The 16,266-nt window shown below is 63.4% G+C and carries 19 protein-coding genes; 9 read left to right on the top strand and 10 right to left on the bottom strand.

Translation table 11 applies throughout. The annotated features are described in order from the left end of the window. Window positions 1-153 precede the first annotated feature (153 nt). Window positions 154-1,479 (top strand): TRAP transporter large permease, encoded by a 1,326-nt coding sequence (locus DXK50_RS00340; protein WP_161864766.1) that lies wholly within the window; start codon window positions 154-156, stop codon window positions 1,477-1,479. A gap of 66 nt (window positions 1,480-1,545) precedes the next feature. On the opposite strand, the gene DXK50_RS00335 is transcribed toward DXK50_RS00340, so the two are convergent. The 7 genes from DXK50_RS00335 to DXK50_RS00305 form a co-directional block, all read right to left on the bottom strand. After that, window positions 1,546-2,085 carry a hypothetical protein gene (locus DXK50_RS00335; RefSeq protein WP_161864767.1) on the bottom strand — a complete coding sequence of 180 codons (540 nt, stop codon included), beginning with the start codon at window positions 2,083-2,085 and terminating at the stop codon, window positions 1,546-1,548. 113 nt (window positions 2,086-2,198) lie between these two features. Then, a complete protein-coding gene (locus DXK50_RS00330; protein ID WP_212628962.1) occupies window positions 2,199-2,681 on the bottom strand; it encodes a hypothetical protein in 483 nt (160 codons plus the stop codon). Beyond that, on the bottom strand, window positions 2,682-3,038 hold the full coding sequence (locus tag DXK50_RS00325; protein WP_212628961.1) for a DUF6152 family protein: 357 nt from the start codon (window positions 3,036-3,038) through the stop codon (window positions 2,682-2,684). 99 nt (window positions 3,039-3,137) lie between these two features. After that, window positions 3,138-4,403 (bottom strand): Hsp70 family protein, encoded by a 1,266-nt coding sequence (locus tag DXK50_RS00320; protein WP_212628960.1) that lies wholly within the window; start codon window positions 4,401-4,403, stop codon window positions 3,138-3,140. 64 nt (window positions 4,404-4,467) lie between these two features. Continuing rightward, window positions 4,468-5,442: a lysylphosphatidylglycerol synthase transmembrane domain-containing protein gene (locus DXK50_RS00315; protein WP_161864771.1), complete on the bottom strand. Its 975-nt coding sequence runs from the start codon at window positions 5,440-5,442 to the stop codon at window positions 4,468-4,470. Window positions 5,443-5,652: 210 nt separating this feature from the next. Further along, window positions 5,653-6,090: a YqaA family protein gene (locus tag DXK50_RS00310; protein WP_212628959.1), complete on the bottom strand. Its 438-nt coding sequence runs from the start codon at window positions 6,088-6,090 to the stop codon at window positions 5,653-5,655. Window positions 6,091-6,123: 33 nt separating this feature from the next. Beyond that, window positions 6,124-6,852, bottom strand: a complete 729-nt coding sequence (locus DXK50_RS00305; protein WP_161864773.1) for a VC0807 family protein — start codon at window positions 6,850-6,852, stop codon at window positions 6,124-6,126. A gap of 166 nt (window positions 6,853-7,018) precedes the next feature. Here DXK50_RS00305 and DXK50_RS00300 point away from each other — a divergent pair, with 166 nt between their 5' ends. From DXK50_RS00300 to DXK50_RS00275, 6 genes are all read left to right on the top strand, one after another. Further along, a complete protein-coding gene (locus DXK50_RS00300) occupies window positions 7,019-7,942 on the top strand; it encodes a substrate-binding domain-containing protein (protein WP_212628958.1) in 924 nt (307 codons plus the stop codon). 78 nt (window positions 7,943-8,020) lie between these two features. Beyond that, on the top strand, window positions 8,021-8,794 hold the full coding sequence (locus DXK50_RS00295) for a substrate-binding periplasmic protein (protein ID WP_161864775.1): 774 nt from the start codon (window positions 8,021-8,023) through the stop codon (window positions 8,792-8,794). Window positions 8,795-8,843: 49 nt separating this feature from the next. Further along, on the top strand, window positions 8,844-9,602 hold the full coding sequence (locus DXK50_RS00290; protein WP_161864776.1) for a substrate-binding periplasmic protein: 759 nt from the start codon (window positions 8,844-8,846) through the stop codon (window positions 9,600-9,602). A gap of 53 nt (window positions 9,603-9,655) precedes the next feature. Continuing rightward, entirely contained in the window at window positions 9,656-10,657 is a 1,002-nt protein-coding gene (locus DXK50_RS00285) for a type II secretion system F family protein (protein WP_212628957.1), read from the top strand. Window positions 10,658-10,794: 137 nt separating this feature from the next. Further along, entirely contained in the window at window positions 10,795-11,658 is an 864-nt protein-coding gene (locus DXK50_RS00280) for an isocitrate lyase/PEP mutase family protein (protein ID WP_161865077.1), read from the top strand. A gap of 69 nt (window positions 11,659-11,727) precedes the next feature. Then, window positions 11,728-11,994, top strand: coding sequence for a DksA/TraR family C4-type zinc finger protein (locus DXK50_RS00275; RefSeq protein ID WP_212628956.1), 267 nt, complete (start codon window positions 11,728-11,730; stop codon window positions 11,992-11,994). 4 nt (window positions 11,995-11,998) lie between these two features. Here the strand turns inward: DXK50_RS00275 and DXK50_RS00270 are convergent, their stop codons facing one another. After that, on the bottom strand, window positions 11,999-12,589 hold the full coding sequence (locus tag DXK50_RS00270) for a hypothetical protein (RefSeq protein ID WP_212628955.1): 591 nt from the start codon (window positions 12,587-12,589) through the stop codon (window positions 11,999-12,001). A 22-nt stretch (window positions 12,590-12,611) separates the two neighbouring features. Beyond that, the gene (locus DXK50_RS00265) at window positions 12,612-13,025 is read right to left on the bottom strand and encodes a DUF3592 domain-containing protein (protein WP_212629537.1); all 414 of its coding nucleotides are present in this window, start codon (window positions 13,023-13,025) and stop codon (window positions 12,612-12,614) included. 295 nt (window positions 13,026-13,320) lie between these two features. On the opposite strand from DXK50_RS00265, the gene DXK50_RS00260 reads away from it, so the two are divergent. Next, entirely contained in the window at window positions 13,321-13,764 is a 444-nt protein-coding gene (locus DXK50_RS00260; protein WP_024306818.1) for a hemerythrin domain-containing protein, read from the top strand. Between the two features lie 104 nt (window positions 13,765-13,868). Further along, window positions 13,869-14,411 (top strand): REP-associated tyrosine transposase, encoded by a 543-nt coding sequence (locus DXK50_RS00255; protein ID WP_212628954.1) that lies wholly within the window; start codon window positions 13,869-13,871, stop codon window positions 14,409-14,411. Between the two features lie 84 nt (window positions 14,412-14,495). Here the strand turns inward: DXK50_RS00255 and ureC are convergent, their stop codons facing one another. After that, on the bottom strand, window positions 14,496-16,196 hold the full coding sequence (gene ureC / locus DXK50_RS00250; RefSeq protein ID WP_212628953.1) for an urease subunit alpha: 1,701 nt from the start codon (window positions 16,194-16,196) through the stop codon (window positions 14,496-14,498). Window positions 16,197-16,266 lie beyond the last annotated feature (70 nt).

Raw genomic sequence — 16,266 nt, 5'->3', positions numbered from 1 at the left:
CGATACCGGATCAGCCAGGGCCGTGCCTCTGCCGGCTATCGATGCTCCGGTCCGCGTCGCCGCACCTGTGGGCGCGTGTCGATCCATCCGTACCTGGCCCAACCCCGGGGCGCACTGACGCCCGATAACGCAAGGTTTACAAAGGAATTCAAGGTGACAGAACTTGATCCGCTACTCGTGACCGCCGGCATGTTCGGCGCCATGTTCATCATGCTGATGCTCGGCGCGCCGCTGGCCTGGTCACTGCTCAGTGTAGGCGTGGTGTTCGCCTATTTTCTCTGGGGCACCGGTGGCCTCGAGCTGCTGGCCATCAGCTCCTTCGATGCGATGGACAACTTCCTGCTGGTCGCGCTGCCCTTGTTCATCTTCATGGGATTGATGCTGGAGCGATCAGGTATCACCGACGACCTGTTCGAGATGATGAACAAGCTGATGGGCCAGATCCCCGGAGGGCTCGGTATCGGTACCGTGATCATCTGCGCACTGATCGCCGCGATGGCTGGTGTGTCCGGCGCCGCGACCGTCAGCCTGGGGGTGATCGCGCTGCCGGCCATGCTCAAGCGCGGTTATGACAAGCGACTGGTGACCGGCACCATCATGGCCGGCGGCGCGCTGGGCTTCCTGATACCGCCCAGCGTGCTGATGATCCTGTACGCCTTCCTGGCGCGGGAGTCAGTCGGCAAGCTGTTCGCCGCAGGCCTGATGCCGGGGCTGATGCTGGCCGGCATCTATATCCTTTACATCCTCATCCGCAGCCGTATCAATCCTTCGCTGGCGCCGCCCGTACCGCAGGAGCAGCGCATCGGTGCGCTCGACAAGCTTAAGTCGCTCAAGGCTCTGATCCTGCCGGGGGCGCTTATCACGACCGTGCTTTACTGCATCATCTCCGGGATCACTGCGCCGTCCGAGGCTTCGGCCATCGGCGCCTTTGGTGCGATCGTCTGTGCTGCCATCTACCGCACGCTGAGCTGGTCGATGCTCAAGGACGTGCTGATCAGCACAACTCGTCTGATGGGGATGCTCATCTGGATCACCATCGCGGCGATCTTCTTCAGCAAGGTGTACATCGGCCTCGATGCGGGCTTCATGTTGCAGGACATCATCCAGGATGCCGACGTGTCGCCAATGTGGGTCATCATCATGATGCTGGCCTGCTACTTCGTGCTAGGCATGTTCCTCGACGATTTCGCCATCGTCTTCATCACGGTGCCGTTATTCGTGCCGATCGTCGAGTCTCTCGGCTTCGACACCATCTGGTTCGCGGTACTGTTCATCGTCAGCATGCAGTCGGCCTATCTGACGCCACCGTTTGGCTACAACCTTTTCTACATGCGCTCGGTGGCGCCACCCGAGATCACCATCTACGACCTGTACAAGGCTGCCATTCCCTTCATCGTGCTGCAGATCATCGGTCTCGGCTTGCTGCTGGCCTTTCCGCAGATTGCGCTCTGGCTGCCGGAAACCCTCTACGGGCCGTGAGTCGATTACAGCTGCCGGCAAAGAAAAGGGGCCTTCGGGCCCCTTTTTCTTTTGCAGCCGAGCGGGCTACGCCTGTGCCTCGTCCTGCGCTGCCTGCAAGGCTTCCAGCGCTGGTGCCGCGTAGATGCCCACTTCCACCGCCAGCTCCATCACGCGTGGCAGGTCGCTGGTGTACACCAGTACTGCCTGGAGTTCATCGTCCAGTGGCTCGCTGATATCCACCAGCGTATAGCCACCGGTTTCCGGCGACAGCGCCGAAAGTTGCACCTGGATGCGGTTAAGCGCCTTCAGCGGCTCGGTCTTGGCCAGTTGCTTGGCCTTGAGCACGAACTGCACCTGCGGTCCGAAGGACTCGGTGATGCGCTGGAACAGCTCTTCATAGCTGTCGGCCTGGAACAGCACGGTATCCGGCAGGCTGCCGATCACCACCCATTCGCCCAACGGGATCGGGAAGTCGTCATCGTAGTTGACGTCCGGGTTGGCGGCGAGGAAGGCGGCGGGATCGGCATAGGCCTGCGCCGCCTCGTCGGCGATGCGCGTGATCTCGTCCTCGCTCAGGCAGCCGGAGCTAATCTTGGCTATCAATTCTTTCAGCTGGGCTTGCATCGGGGCGTTCCTGTTCGAGGGGGCGAAGGCGCGCAGGATAACAGGTCATTTTTGAAACGGTCCTGCCAACGCTGGGAGTTTTTAAACGCAACGCCCAAACAGCGCACGCCGCCCTAGAAGTAGGCCAACAGGCGACCGAGGCTCATCACCAGTAGCCAGAGCAGCAGCGACAGTGCCGCCTGAATTCGGCCGAGCAGTGGCGCGCGCCTGTCCCATTCGCTCAGCCGCGTACTCCATAGGTGGCGAAACAGCAGGGCGTTGCCGATACCCATGACGATCAGCAGCAGCTTGAGCTGCAGCAGACGGTCGACTGCCAGCGGTCCGGCGTCGGCGGCGAACAGGCAGATACCGCTGCCCACCAGCAATAACAGGCCTGCCACCGCCAACGGCGTCAGCGCCCGCGACACGGCCGGCAGGGAGAAGGCGCGGCCGGCCCCGAGCAAGCGCGCGTCGAGCAGCAGCATGGGGCCAAGCAGCAGCACCAGGCCAAGCAGGTGCAACAAGTTGAACAGCGGATAGAGCAGCGCCGAACTGCGCATCTGCTCGCCCAGGCCCGAGGCTTCCAGCCAGGCCGACCAGGCGATCAGGCTGTCCATCTACCTGAGTTCGATGGTGCGGCCATCGATGATGATGCGTTCGGCGCGGATCTCCGCGGTGCCGTCCTTGCGTGGATAGCCGACTATGGTCACGGTCTTGCCCTCCGTCAGGTCGGCTTCCGGCAGGCCGCGTGACTGCAGGCGGCTGATCGGGGCGAGTATCACCTGCCAGGTGCGCCCGTCGTGTTCGATGCTCACGTCGGCGTGCGGGTTGCGATAGTTGACGCTCTGCAGCGGCACTTCCAGGGTCAGAGGCTGGTCCGCATCATAGGAACTCCAGCCATGATGGGCCTGGACGAAGGGGCCGGTGAGTAGCAGGCCGAGCGCGGTGGCAACGAGCAGCAGTTTCTTCAGCATGGCGATCACCCGGTGGGCTGATTGAACACCGGGTAAACCTAGCCCCTGTGACCGGCGCCGTGGCGCACGGGCACATTTGGAAACAGAATGGCGCCAGCCTTAGCCGTAGCGCTTCTTCGCCTCGATGGCCAGGCCACTGCCGATGCTGCCGAAGGTATTGCCTTCTACGCTGCGCGCGTTGGGCAGCATCGCCGCTACGCTCTGGCGCAGGGCCGGCACGCCACTGGAGCCGCCGGTGAAGAACAGAGTATCGACCTGATCGGCAGCGATGCCGGCATCGGCCAGCAGCTGGGTGAGGCTGGCGCGAATGCGCTCGAGCAGCGGCTCGATGGCGTTCTCGAACAGCGGGCGGGTCAGCTCGGCGACCAGGCCCGGCTCGACGCGCGACAGGTCGATGGCGCGCGCCTCCTGCTCGCTGAGGGCGATCTTGCTCTCTTCCACCTGCATCGCCAGCCAGTGCCCGGCGCGTTGTTCGATCAGGCCAAAGAGCCGGTCGATGCCGGTGGCGTCGACGATGTCGTAACGCATGTTCTGTAGCGCCAGCTGGGTTTTCTGTGCGTACAGCGCGTTGATGGTGTGCCAGGTGGCCAGGTTGAGGTGGTAGCTGGTGGGCATGAAGGCGTCGCTCTTCATCCGGCTGCCGTAGCCGAACAGCGGCATCACCCCGGCCAGCGACAGCTGCTTGTCGAAATCGGTGCCGCCGATGTGCACGCCGCCAGTGGCGAGGATGTCGTCCTGACGCTCGGCCAGCTGATGACGCTCAGGCGCCAGGCGCACCAGGGAGAAGTCCGAGGTGCCGCCGCCGATGTCGACGATCAGCACCAGCTCCTCGCGCGCCAGGCTCGACTCGTAGTCGAAGGCCGCGGCGATGGGCTCGTACTGGAACGATACCTCCTTGAAGCCGAGCTTGTGCGCCACGGCCACCAGGGTGTTCTGCGCTTCCTGATCGGCCGTCTGATCGTCGTCGACGAAGAACACCGGGCGGCCCAGCACCACTTCCTCGAAGGCGCGTTCGGCCTGCGCTTCGGCGCGTTTTTTCAGTTCACCGATAAAGAACCCGAGCAGGTCCTTGAAGGGCAGGGCGCTGCCCAGCACGGTGGTTTCGCTTTTCAGCAGCTTGGAGCCGAGCAGGCTTTTCAGCGAGCGCATCAGGCGCCCCTCGTAACCTTCCAGGTACTCGTGCAACGCCAGACGACCGTATACCGGGCGGCGTTCCTCGGTGTTGAAGAAAATCACCGAGGGCAGGGTTATCTTGCCGTCTTCCAGGGGCAGCAGGCTGTCCTGGCCGGGCCGCAGCCAGCCGACGGTTGAGTTGGAAGTGCCGAAGTCGATGCCGCAGGCGCGGGCGGGCGTAGAGAAGGACATGGAAACGCAGGGCCGCAAAAAATGGCCGCGTATTCTATGCCAGTGCTGCGGTGGCGGCGAGTCGTCAGGATGGCAGATGGGTGCCGCGTTGTTTTTCCTTCCACTGGCTCCATTCGAAGCCCAGTACCACCAGCAGTGAAAGGGCGAAGGGCAGCAGCAGATAGAACACGCGGAACACGATCAGCGCAGCCAGTACGTCGGCCGCGGGAATTTCCGGCAGGGCAGCGAGGAAGGTCACTTCCAGCACGCCCAGACCACCTGGCGCATGGGACAGCAGGGCCAGCGAGAAGGAGGCGAGGAAGACGCCGAGCACCACCAGATAGCCGGGGTGATTGTCGGCCGGCAGGGCGAAATAGATGATCGCCGCCGCGCATAGCAGCTCCAGCGGGCCGGCCAGCAACTGGCGGCTGACGATAGGCAGGCGCGGATATTCCACGTGCAGCTTGCCCAGGGTCCAGGGTTTGAATTGGCGCCAGGAGCCCAGCACGTAAAGACCGACCAGGCTCAGCAGGACGCTGCCAATGATCACCGAGACCAGCGGCGTGATATTGGCCACCCGGTGAATCAGATCGGGTTGGGCGATCAACACGCAGCCGCTGGCCAGCAGGGTGCCGAGGGCGAAGGTGAAGGAGCAGAAGACGATGAGGATGCCGATTTCCTGTGGCGTCAGGCCCTTGCTGCGATAGGCGCGGTAACGCACCACCGCGCCGGAGAACACCGACGCACCGATGTTGTGAGCCAGGGCGTAGGTGGTGAAGGAACACAGCGTGATGAAGCGCCAGGGAATCTTCTTGCCAAGATGGGCGATGGCGATGCGGTCGTACCAGGCCAGCGCCCAGTAGGCGCCCAGCGTCGCGGCAGCGGCCAACAGCCAGTTCATGTGAGAGATCGCTTCGAGGCTGCCTTTGATTTCGTCCAGGGAGATATTGCGCAGTTCGCGGTAGAGCAGGAAGCCAGACAGCACCACGGCACCGAGCCCGATCAGCGTCCAGATCAGGTCGCTGCGCTTCAGTTTGGGTTTGGCTTCTACGACAGACACCGCTATTCCTCGCTCACCAGGCCCCGGGGTAGTGGGGCCGCATGCCTCTGACGAGGCGGCTGTTCACCGGCTTGCCGGCCGCTCGCAACGGCCGTTGGCGGATCGTGCCCGCGCGGCGCGCTGCGCAGTATCAGGGAGCCGCCGCCAGTACTCAACTGGCAAGCATGCAGGCACCCTTCTGTAGTTGTGTCAGCGATTGTTCCGATACGTTCATATCCACGCCAGGGTCAGCGCTGCCAGCACCGCGTAGCGGCCGGCTTTGGCCAGGGTGAGGATGGCCAGGAATATCCACAGGCGTTCGCGCATCACCCCGGCGACCAGCGTCAATGGGTCGCCGATCACCGGCATCCAGCTGAGCAGCAACGACCAGCGTCCGTAACGGGCATACCAGGCCTGTGCCTGCTGCAGCCGAGCGGGGCTGACGGGAAACCAGCGCCGCTCGCGGTAATGTTCGATCGAACGCCCCAGCAGCCAGTTGACCCATGAGCCCAGGACGTTGCCCAGGGTGGCCGTCAGCAGCAGTGCCCAGAGCGGATGCTGACCCGCCAGTAGCAGGGCGACCAGCACCGCCTCGGACTGCAGTGGCAGCAATGTCGCCGCGCCGAAGGCGGAGATAAACAGGGCCGGGTAGGCAGATAGACCGAACATGTGCAGCGCTGCCGACCCGCAGGTCGGCGCGACTCAGTGCTGCGATTCCTGACCGGTGTTGGCCATTATGTCCTCCAGGCTCAGCCCGGTCAGGCCATGAATGGTTTTCCACAGGTAGTAGAAAATGGCCATGAGCATGATCATCGAGGGAATGGCGATCATCGGATAGCTGAGCAGGGTCATGCGCCCCAGTTCGTCGTTGAACGCTTCGGTGCCGGCCGGGCTGACCACGATCCACTTGGCCAGCACGTAGTTCATGAACGAGGAGAAGAAGAAGGTGCCGCTGAGCCAGTAGGTGGCGCGCATCAGCCGCGTTTCGAAATGCTCGACGTGACCACCCTGCTCCAGCCGATCATGGATCTTGTCGACGTTGAGCACCGTCTTGTTGAACAGCAGGGTGCGGATCAGCGGATAGCGGGTGCGGGTGGAAACCAGCACGGCGATGCCGATCAGGCCGGGTATGGCGGCTTCCTTGACGGCCAGCCACTGGGTGTCCAGATGCAGCAGGCCGATGCCGCCGGTCAACGCCACGCTGATCAGGCCGAGCAGGGCGATGAAGTTGAATTTGCGATACTTGATCAGCTCGAACGCGCCCCAACCCAGGGGGAACGCCAGGGCCAGCAGCAGCGCACCGTCGGCGCCGAGGCGATGCTCGCCACTGAGCTTCATCAGAATGAACGAGGGAATCAGGATGCTGATCGCCAGATCGATCAACGGGCGGGGCTTGTGCGTCGGGGTACGGCTGTCGGTAGTGGCGGTCATGGTAGCTGGAGTCTGCGTAGGAAGCCCGATGATCGCCTGCCCGGCGCGCCAGAGCTAGCCCGACTGTCGGTTTTGAATGTGAAAAAGTATGAGCCGACAGCTTGCCGACAGGAGTCGCGCCGCGCAATGGCGCTGCTAAAGTGATGGCGAGGCTCTGGAGTCGAACATGCCGAGAATCATCCCTTTCATTTGCTTGCTGCTGAGCGCCTGGGGCCTGCCGGCGACGCCGTCCTGGGCGCGCGACTGCATTGGCCTGGTGCCGGCCGGCACCTCGGCCTATTGGGCCGAGCTGGAGGCCGGAGCGAGGCGCACCGCCGACGATCTGCAACTGCAACTCTACACTCGCGGGCCGGCACAGGAGGGCCGCGTCGAGGTGCAGCTGCAGCTGATCGAACATGTTCTTGCCCATGGCTGCAAGGCGCTGATCATCGCACCTGCCGGCGACGCCATCGACACACGTATCGCGGCTCTGCGCGCCGAAGGCATTCCTACCGTCTACGTCGATCGCAGCGTCGCCGGTGACGGCGCCTATGCGCTGGTGGCGACCGACAACTTCCTTGCCGGGCAGTTGGCCGGGCAGCAGTTGGCCGAGCGTCTCGGGCGCGGTGGTCGGGTCGGTGTATTGCGCCTGCGCCCCGGCCTGCAATCGACCGAAGAACGCGAGCGCGGCTTTCTGCTCGCAGCCCAATCGGCGGGGCTGCAGGTAGTGTTCGATAGCTATTTGGGCGATGACCGCCAGCGCATCGTCCAGGCCCTGAGCGAGCAATTACCCAGACTCGACGGCCTGTTCAGCGCCAATGGCACCAGCACTCGCGCAACCCTGGCGGCCCTGCGCCAGCTGGGCAAGGCCGGGCAGGTAGACTTCGTCGGCTTCGACGGGGGCGAGCCGCTGCTCAGTGCTCTGCGCGAGGGACAGATCCAGGCACTGCTGCTGCAACAGCCAAAAGCCATGGGGGACCATGCGGTGCGCCTGGTGCAGCGCGCTCTGAGCGGTGAACGGGCCAGCTCGCGCCTGCAACTGCTGCTCGAACCCCGGGTAATGAGCGCCAGGGATTTGGCCGATACGACCGCGCCTGCACAAGCTTGGTGATGGACTGCGCCGGCGTTTATGATCCTGCCCCGGACGCTCTGAATTCGCTGTAGGGCGTGCCCTTGACGGTATAGCGTAATGAACCTGAAGTACCCGGTTGCGGTTCTGTTGTTACTAGGCAGCCTTGGCGCCCATTTGCCAGCTGCCGAGTTGCGGCTGTACACCGAAGACTATCGACCGTTCAGCTTTCTGCAGGACGGCGAGCCGAGCGGCATGGCCGTGGCCGTTGTCGAGGCGCTGATCCGCCGCACCGGTGATACGGCGCGTATCGAACTGGTGCCCTGGACACGCGGCTATCACCAGGCTCGTCACCAGGCCGATACCGCGCTGTTTTCCACCGTCCGCACTGCGCAGCGTGAAGCCGAGTTCCAGTGGGTTGGGCCGATCGCGCGGGGCTATACGCGGTTCTACACGCACAAGGATGCCGGATTGCGCGTCACCAGTCTCGACGATGTGCGCCGACTCGGGACCCTGGCCGTGCCCAAACAGTGGTACAGCTATGAACTGCTGAGTCAGCGGAATATGGATAACCTCTACGGCGTGCCAACCCCGCAGGACATGCTGCGCATGTTTCGCCATGGCCGGGTCAAGCTGCTACTGGCCAACACCCTGACCCTCGATGGCATGCTCGCCGAACAGGGCATGCATGCCGGACAGTTGCAGGCGCAGTTCGACCTGATGCCCAACGACTCCTACATTGCCTTCTCCCTGCACACCGATGCCGCTCGTGTTGCCCGCTGGCAGCAGGCGCTTCAGGGCATGCGCCAGGACGGTAGCCTGGAGCGTATCTATCGGCGCTGGTTTCCCAATGCCGACGAGAGGGCGCTGGCTGATCTGCTTCGCGTCGAGTGAGCTGCTGCGTTGCGCAGTGTGACTTGCTAGGCTGCAAGCGGGAGGGGGCATGATGGGCAAACGCTTGCGTCAATGGTTGAGTGTCGTGCTGGTGGTGCTGTGCGCACCGGCGGCAGCGCAATTGCGTCTGCTCACCGAGGATGCGCCGCCGATGAGTTTCATGCGCGACGGCGAAGCCAGTGGTTTCTCCGTCGAAGTGGTCAGGGCCTTGCTGGCGCGTACCGGCGACCGTGGACAGATCGAGATGGCGCCCTGGACTCGCGCGTTCCATCTGGCCCAACAGGATGAAGACATCGCCCTGTTTTCCACCGTGCGTACGCCCGAGCGTGAGGGCAAGTTTCAATGGGTCGGCCCCATAGTGGTTGGCACCACCAGCTTCTACTCGCTGAAATCCCGCCACCTGAGCATCGACACCTTGCAGCAGGCCGCAACCAGCGGACCTCTGGCGCTGCCCAAGCAGTGGTACACCTTTGAGACTCTGAGTGCCAAGGGGTTCACCAATCTCTACGGCGTGCCCAGTTCGAAGCACATGATGACCTTGCTCAAGCATGGCCGGGTCAACCTGATCGCTACCGAGGACCTGACCCTGGCTGGCGAGCTCGCCGCCGTGGATCTCAAACCGCAGGATGTCACCGCGCATGCGCCGTTCATGCGCTCGGCCTACTACATCGCCTTCTCCCCGCAGACGTCGGTGGTGCGCGTGGTGCGCTGGCAGCGCGCGTTGCGGCAGATGCACGAGGACGGCAGCCTCGAGGCGATCCTCAGGCGCTGGATGCCGCATGCACCGATGCCGCCCATGGAACCGTAGCGGCTCGCATGGCGACTGGTTAACCTGAGCGCTGCAATCCACCGAGTCCGATCATGTCGCGTGCCAAAGTTACTCTCGATCTGCGCAGCCGCACCGCGTTGTTCGCTCACCTGGGGGCGATGGAGCGCGCCGGTGTGCCCATCGATCGAGCGCTGGCCAGTCTGAACCTCGGGGGCCGCCATGAGGCCGCCGTAAAGCGCTTGCGGCAGATGGTGGGCAACGGTCGCGACCTGGCGAGTTCCGGCCAGTTGAGTGGCGTATTCACGCCACTGGAAAGCAGCCTGGTACGCGCCGCGCAGGAAGCCGGCGCGTTGGCTCATATCTACGAGCAACTGGCGCAGCGTTACGAGGGACAGGCTCGCCATGCGGCTGAACTGGTGTCGCGCCTGCTGCTGCCGGCAGGCGTGCTGCTGCTGGCGCTGGCGGTCAAACCCTTGCCCGCTTTGGTCGCTGGAAACCTTAGCGTTGCGGGATACCTTGCTGCCGTACTGCTGCCGCTGTTCTGGCTGTCTGCGCCACTGTGGGTGGCTCGCGCGCTGTGGCGTCGCTGGCAGCAGCGAAGCACCGCTCAGCCTGGCGCTCTCGACGATCTGCTACTGGCCCTGCCAGTGCTCGGCGGCCTGCAGCGCCGCGCTGACCTGCGAAATTTCTGTGACAGTCTCGGGTTATTGCTGGAGGCCGGCATGCCGGTGCTCGATGCCTTGCCACGAGCCTGCAGCGCGGTGAGCAATGCGCGGCTAAGGCGGGATTTCGCCACTCTGGCGCCGCGAGTCGCTGCCGGGCAATCGCTGGTGCGTGCCTTCGATGGGCTGAGCTTTCCCGGCAAGGCCATGCTGATCGGCGTGCTCAATACCGGTGAAGCGACCGGACGGCCGGGCGAGGCACTGCTGCGTTTCGCCCGCCTGCAGGCGCAGCAGCTGGCTGCTAGCCAGCAGATGCTGGCGAGCTGGGCGCCTCGGCTGTTCTATCTGGCCGTCGCCATCTGGATGGCATACGGCCTGCTTACCGGCGGTGGGTTCTTCCCGGCGCTGCCCGCGGAGCTGGCTGGCCGATAAATTGCTGGTCATCCGCCACGGCGATTCGTTTGAAAGCTGGCAGCAAGTGCCTTGCGCTAGCATTCGTCACGTCTACGCCATTACTAAAAAGAGAAAAAAGCGATTCAACCGACTTTGGAATACGCCCCATGCCCATCCTGCAACGTGCATCCCACCATGAGCTGCGCAGCGCCTTTCGTGCCCTGCTGGCTTCCGACCGCTGCTACCACACGGCTTCGGTCTTCGATCCCATGTCCGCCCGCATTGCCGCCGATCTCGACTTCGAAGTCGGCATCCTTGGCGGCTCCGTCGCCTCCCTACAGGTACTCGGCGCGCCGGACTTCGCCCTCATCACCCTCAGCGAATTCGTCGAGCAGGCCGCGCGCATCGGCCGCGTCGCGCGCCTGCCGGTGATCGCCGATGCCGACCATGGCTACGGCAATGCGCTCAACGTGATGCGCACCGTGGTCGAACTGGAACGCGCCGGCGTTGCCGCGCTGACCATCGAAGACACCCTGCTGCCGGCCCAGTTCGGTCGCAAGTCCACCGACCTGATCTCCATCGAGGAGGGTGTCGGCAAGATCCTCGCCGCGCTGGAAGCACGCGTCGATCCTGACCTGGCCGTCATCGCCCGTACCCATGCCGGCGTGCTGGAAGTCGATGAAGTGATCCGCCGTACCCGCGCCTATGAGGCGGCCGGCGCAGATGGCATCTGCCTGGTCGGAGTCAGGGATTTCGCCCACCTGGAGCAGATCGCGGCAGGTCTCAAGGTGCCGCTGATGCTGGTCACCTACGGCAACCCCGAGCTGCGTGACAACCAGCGCCTGGCGCGCCTGGGCGTGCGCATCGTGGTCAACGGCCACGCCGCCTACTTCGCCGCGATCAAGGCCACCTACGACTGCCTGCGCGAACAGCGCGGCGCGCAGCCGTGCGACCTCAACGCAACCGAGCTGACCCACAAGTACACCATGCCCGAGGATTACATCCTCTGGGCCAAGGAGTTCATGGAAGTCCGCGAGTAGCGACGGGCAGCACTTGCACTTCGCATTTACCGGGCGCATATCTGTCGGGTGAATGCGAGGAGGTCGAGCATGGCAGGCGGTTGGGCAAGCGACGACGCAGTTCAGGAACAGATCGACAGCAGCATCGAGGACGCCGTCGCGCGTGCTCGCCGGCAACTGCCGAAAGGCGAGAGTCTGCGGCATTGCGAAGAATGCGATGCCGTCATCCCCGAGGCCCGGCGCCAGGCCATTCCCGGCGTGCGCCTGTGCGTCAAGTGCCAGGCCGAGCACGACCGGGAAAACGCCGTCTATAGCGGTTATAACCGCCGGGGCAGCAAGGACAGCCAGTTGCGTTGAAACCTCAGAACAGCGCGCCGATATAGACCGCTCCGCCGATCCCGGCTTGCACGCCGAGATTGGCTCCTGCCATCAGCAGCGCGCCATTCGCGGACTGCATCAGTTTGCGGGTCAGTATCGGCGAGATGGTGAGGTTGGTTGCTGGAGTTGCATTCGACAGCATGACCGCCGCCAGCAGCTTCGGGTCCAGGCCGAACAGCATGGCCGTTGCGGATACACCGAGCGCAACACCTCCGCCCGCTTCCACGTACATGCAGGGGCCGACTATATGGTCGCGGGTGAGGTCGCCAGCCACCAGGTCGTCGGCGACGAAGATCGCGCCGTCGCTGGGGAAGGCTTCCGCTGCCCCGGCGCCGCCGACGCTCTTACCCTTGATCTTGATGTCCACTTTGCCGAAGCGTGGCAGTTTGGCTCCTAAGCCAATGCCCGCACCGATGCCGCTGTAGTTCAGTTTGAGATTCTCGCCGGTTGGCGAGCGTAGGGTTATCGAGCCGCCGCTACCGGCCACGAAGGCTACGGTCAAGCCGCCACCACTGGCAGTGACATAGTCCCAGCGGCTGGGGTTGACGGGCAGAGGGATGGTCATCATCGACATTATCGCTTCCTTGTGATGTTGCTCAGACGCTTTCGTGAGGCGTGCGTCTGGCGAGGGTCAGCAGCCCGCTGACCATGAAGACGGAACCCAGCAGCCCAAGAAGGGCCGAGGTTCCCCAAAGAGCGCCGAAGTCATCGATCACAGCAGAGGTGGCCGGCGCCTCGGGCCGATAGTAGACCTTTACCTGCATGCCAACCTGATAGCCATAAATCCAGCCGCCCTGGGGGTAGGAAATACGGGCGCCGCTGTCATCGGTAAAGGCTATCTCGGGATGGGAGCCGCCTGCGTTGAGAGCGACGACATTACCTTCGGCCTGAAGGGCGGAATCTAGAAAGTCCAGGCGGGACGAGGTGTGCACGACCATCGCCGCAATCATTGCCAGGCCCGTCAAGGCGAAGAGACCGCCCTTGAGCAGGCGAGATGGAGTAGTAGGCATCCTGTGGTATTCCTGATCTTCCATGAAATTGCCAGAGAATTCTGGGCTGGACGTTAGGACAGGTGTTCGTCTTCGAGATTCCCTGCCACTGCAACACAGCTTGAAACAGAAGGTATTCGCTGATGCCGGTCTGCATTTCGGCATGCGACCAAGCGTGATCATAAGGGTTCGTGGCGATGCATCGCGTGGTGGGGTTCACAAGGACAGCCAGTTGCGTTGAGCAAGCGGTACGGCACCTATACGCGTCCTGATGGTCTAGTGCTACTACAACCGTGACTCAGGAAGAGGTGCCTGCATGACGATTTTCGAAGCCTTACGCATCAGCCACGACATCCAGCGCGAACTGGCGCAGAAATTGATCGCCACCCAGGGCGACAGCGCCGAGCGCCACGCCCTGTTCTCCCAGCTCAAGCACGAACTGGCCGTGCATTCAGTGGCCGAGGAGCGCCATTTCTATATCCCCCTGATGCAGCAGGATGCGGGCGTCGATCTGTCGCGCCATGCGATTGCCGAGCATCACGAGATGGATGAAATGGTCGAGGGCCTGGAGGAAACCGACCCCAGCAGCCCCAGCTGGCTGGCGCAAGCCAAGGCGCTGGCGGAAAAGGTCGAGCATCACCTCAAGGAAGAAGAACACACCTTCTTCCAGATGGCCGGCAAACTGCTTCGCGACAAGGAGAAACAACAGCTGGCGGGTGATTATCTCAATGCCTATGACGAGATGAAGCAGGCGTCCTGATGTTTTAGCTAGTCTGTATTGCAATGGCGGGTTGCACCCGCCCTACCCATGATCCGTAGGGCGGGTGAAACCCGCCATCGACCATCTGCAACAAGGACGTTGCCATGCCTGACTACCGCCGCGCCGCCGTTCCTGGCGGCACCTATTTTTTCACGCTGGTCAGCGAGCGGCGCCAGCCAATTCTCACCCGCCCCGATATTCGCCAGGCCCTGCGCGAGGCAATCGAGACGGTGCGCCTGAGCCAGCCCTTCGCAATCGACGCCTGGGTACTGTTGCCCGATCACCTGCATGCCATCTGGCGCTTGCCACCCGATGATGCGGACTTTTCCAATCGATGGCGCCTGATCAAGCGACACGTTACTCATGCCTGTCGCGACTACAACCGTATCGACCTGATGAGCGAGCGACGCTATGCAAGGGGTCAAGGCACGCTTTGGCAGCAACGCTTTTGGGAACATTTGATCCGTGACGAGGACGACTATGCCCGGCACTTCGACTACCTGCACGGCAACCCGCTCAAGCATGGGCTGGTGACGCGTGTGCGGGATTGGCCCTGGTCGTCGTTTCACCGTTGGGTGAAACAGGGCGTTTATCCCGTCGATTGGGACGGGGATTCGAACCTTGATGACCTGGGTGTTGGCAAGTAAGTTGGCGGGTTGCACCCGCCCTACAGGTTTGCGCACGCGGGGCAATCGCCTATCCCGTAGGGCGGGCGAAACCCGCCAGGGATGTCAGAACAGAAAATAACGCTGCGCCATCGGCAGCACCTCGGCCGGTTCGCACCAGAGCAACTGGCCGTCGGCCCTGACCTGATAGTTCTGCGGATCGACCTCGATGTGCGGCAGGTAGCCGTTGTGGATCAGGTCGGTCTTCTGCACCTCGCGGCAGCCCTTCACCACGCCAATCTGCTTCTGCAAGCCGAGCTGCTGCGGCACGCCGGCGTCGAACGCCGCCTGGCTGATGAAGGTGATGCTGGTGGCATGGCGGCTGCCGGCGTAGCTGGCGAACATCGGCCGGTAATGCACCGGCTGCGGTGTCGGGATCGAGGCGTTGGCGTCGCCCATCAGACTGGCGGCAATCGCCCCACCCTTGAGAATCAGCGTCGGCTTCACGCCGAAGAAAGCCGGGCGCCAGAGCACCAGATCCGCCCACTTGCCCACTTCGATCGAGCCCACCTCGTGGCTGATGCCGTGGGTGATCGCCGGGTTGATGGTGTACTTGGCGATATAGCGCTTGGCGCGGAAGTTGTCGTTGCCGGGGGCGTCCTCGGGCAGGGCGCCGCGCTGTTTCTTCATCTTGTCGGCGGTCTGCCAGGTACGGGTGATCACCTCGCCGACGCGGCCCATGGCCTGGCTGTCGGAGCTGATCATGGAAAAGGCACCGAGGTCGTGGAGGATGTCCTCGGCGGCAATGGTTTCCCGGCGGATGCGGCTCTCGGCGAAGGCCACATCCTCGGCGATGCTCGGGTCGAGGTGGTGGCAGACCATGAGCATGTCCAGGTGCTCGTCGATGGTATTGCGGGTGAAGGGCCGGGTCGGGTTGGTCGAGGACGGCAGCACGTTGGGGAAGCCGCAGGCCTTGATGATGTCCGGCGCGTGACCGCCGCCAGCGCCTTCGGTGTGATAGGTGTGGATGGTGCGGCCCTTGAACGCGTCGAGGGTGGTTTCGACGAAGCCGGACTCGTTCAGCGTGTCGGTGTGGATCGCCACCTGCACATCGTACTGGTCGGCCACGCTCAGGCAGTTGTCGATGGCCGCCGGCGTGGTACCCCAGTCCTCGTGCAGCTTCAGGCCAATGGCGCCGGCCTTGACCTGCTCGATCAAGGGCTCCGGCAGCGAGGCGTTGCCCTTGCCGGTGAAACCGAGGTTCATCGGGAAGGCGTCGGCAGCCTGCAGCATGCGCGCCATGTGCCATGGCCCGGAGGTGCAGGTGGTGGCGTTCGTGCCGGTGGCCGGGCCCGTGCCGCCACCGATCATGGTGGTGACGCCACTCATCAGCGCCTCTTCGATCTGCTGCGGGCAGATGAAGTGGATATGGGTGTCGATGCCGCCGGCGGTGAGGATCATGCCTTCACCGGCGATCACCTCGGTGCCGGCACCGATGGCGATGGTCACGTCGGGCTGGATATCCGGGTTGCCGGCCTTGCCGATGGCAGCGATGCGCCCGTCCTTGAGGCCGACGTCGGCCTTGACGATGCCCCAGTGGTCGATGATCAGCGCGTTGGTGATCAGCGTGTCGACCACATCGGCGGCGCACAGCTGGCCCTGGCCCATGCCGTCGCGGATTACCTTGCCGCCGCCGAACTTCACTTCTTCGCCGTAGGTGGTGAAGTCCTTCTCCACTTCGATCCACAGGTCGGTATCGGCCAGGCGCACCTTGTCGCCGACGGTGGGGCCGAACATGTCGGCATAGGCTTGTCTGCTGATTTTCATATTCGCTTCCCTTGTGGCGCGAAGGCTGGCGCGTCTTTTCTGTCTGTCAGGGGATTTAGGAGCTGTGGTT

The sequence above is a fragment of the Pseudomonas sp. KB-10 genome (assembly GCF_018221585.1).
Classification (GTDB): Bacteria; Pseudomonadota; Gammaproteobacteria; order Pseudomonadales; family Pseudomonadaceae; genus Aquipseudomonas; species Aquipseudomonas yangonensis.
Note: the sequence above shows the minus strand (reverse complement) of the source record. Positions and strands in the feature narration are given on the sequence as shown.

Bases quoted from the DNA above. Each gene is read 5' to 3' on its own strand.
- DXK50_RS00335 (WP_161864767.1), bottom strand. From the start codon at position 2,085: ATGCAAGCCCAGCTGAAAGAATTGATAGCCAAGATTAGCTCCGGCTGC.
- DXK50_RS00330 (WP_212628962.1), bottom strand. From the start codon at position 2,681: ATGGACAGCCTGATCGCCTGGTCGGCCTGGCTGGAAGCCTCGGGCCTG.
- DXK50_RS00325 (WP_212628961.1), bottom strand. From the start codon at position 3,038: ATGCTGAAGAAACTGCTGCTCGTTGCCACCGCGCTCGGCCTGCTACTC.
- DXK50_RS00320 (WP_212628960.1), bottom strand. From the start codon at position 4,403: ATGTCCTTCTCTACGCCCGCCCGCGCCTGCGGCATCGACTTCGGCACT.
- DXK50_RS00310 (WP_212628959.1), bottom strand. From the start codon at position 6,090: ATGTTCGGTCTATCTGCCTACCCGGCCCTGTTTATCTCCGCCTTCGGC.
- DXK50_RS00305 (WP_161864773.1), bottom strand. From the start codon at position 6,852: ATGACCGCCACTACCGACAGCCGTACCCCGACGCACAAGCCCCGCCCG.
- DXK50_RS00300 (WP_212628958.1), top strand. From the start codon at position 7,019: ATGCCGAGAATCATCCCTTTCATTTGCTTGCTGCTGAGCGCCTGGGGC.
- DXK50_RS00295 (WP_161864775.1), top strand. From the start codon at position 8,021: ATGAACCTGAAGTACCCGGTTGCGGTTCTGTTGTTACTAGGCAGCCTT.
- DXK50_RS00290 (WP_161864776.1), top strand. From the start codon at position 8,844: ATGATGGGCAAACGCTTGCGTCAATGGTTGAGTGTCGTGCTGGTGGTG.
- DXK50_RS00285 (WP_212628957.1), top strand. From the start codon at position 9,656: ATGTCGCGTGCCAAAGTTACTCTCGATCTGCGCAGCCGCACCGCGTTG.
- DXK50_RS00275 (WP_212628956.1), top strand. From the start codon at position 11,728: ATGGCAGGCGGTTGGGCAAGCGACGACGCAGTTCAGGAACAGATCGAC.
- DXK50_RS00270 (WP_212628955.1), bottom strand. From the start codon at position 12,589: ATGTCGATGATGACCATCCCTCTGCCCGTCAACCCCAGCCGCTGGGAC.
- DXK50_RS00265 (WP_212629537.1), bottom strand. From the start codon at position 13,025: ATGCCTACTACTCCATCTCGCCTGCTCAAGGGCGGTCTCTTCGCCTTG.
- DXK50_RS00260 (WP_024306818.1), top strand. From the start codon at position 13,321: ATGACGATTTTCGAAGCCTTACGCATCAGCCACGACATCCAGCGCGAA.
- DXK50_RS00255 (WP_212628954.1), top strand. From the start codon at position 13,869: ATGCCTGACTACCGCCGCGCCGCCGTTCCTGGCGGCACCTATTTTTTC.
- ureC (WP_212628953.1), bottom strand. From the start codon at position 16,196: ATGAAAATCAGCAGACAAGCCTATGCCGACATGTTCGGCCCCACCGTC.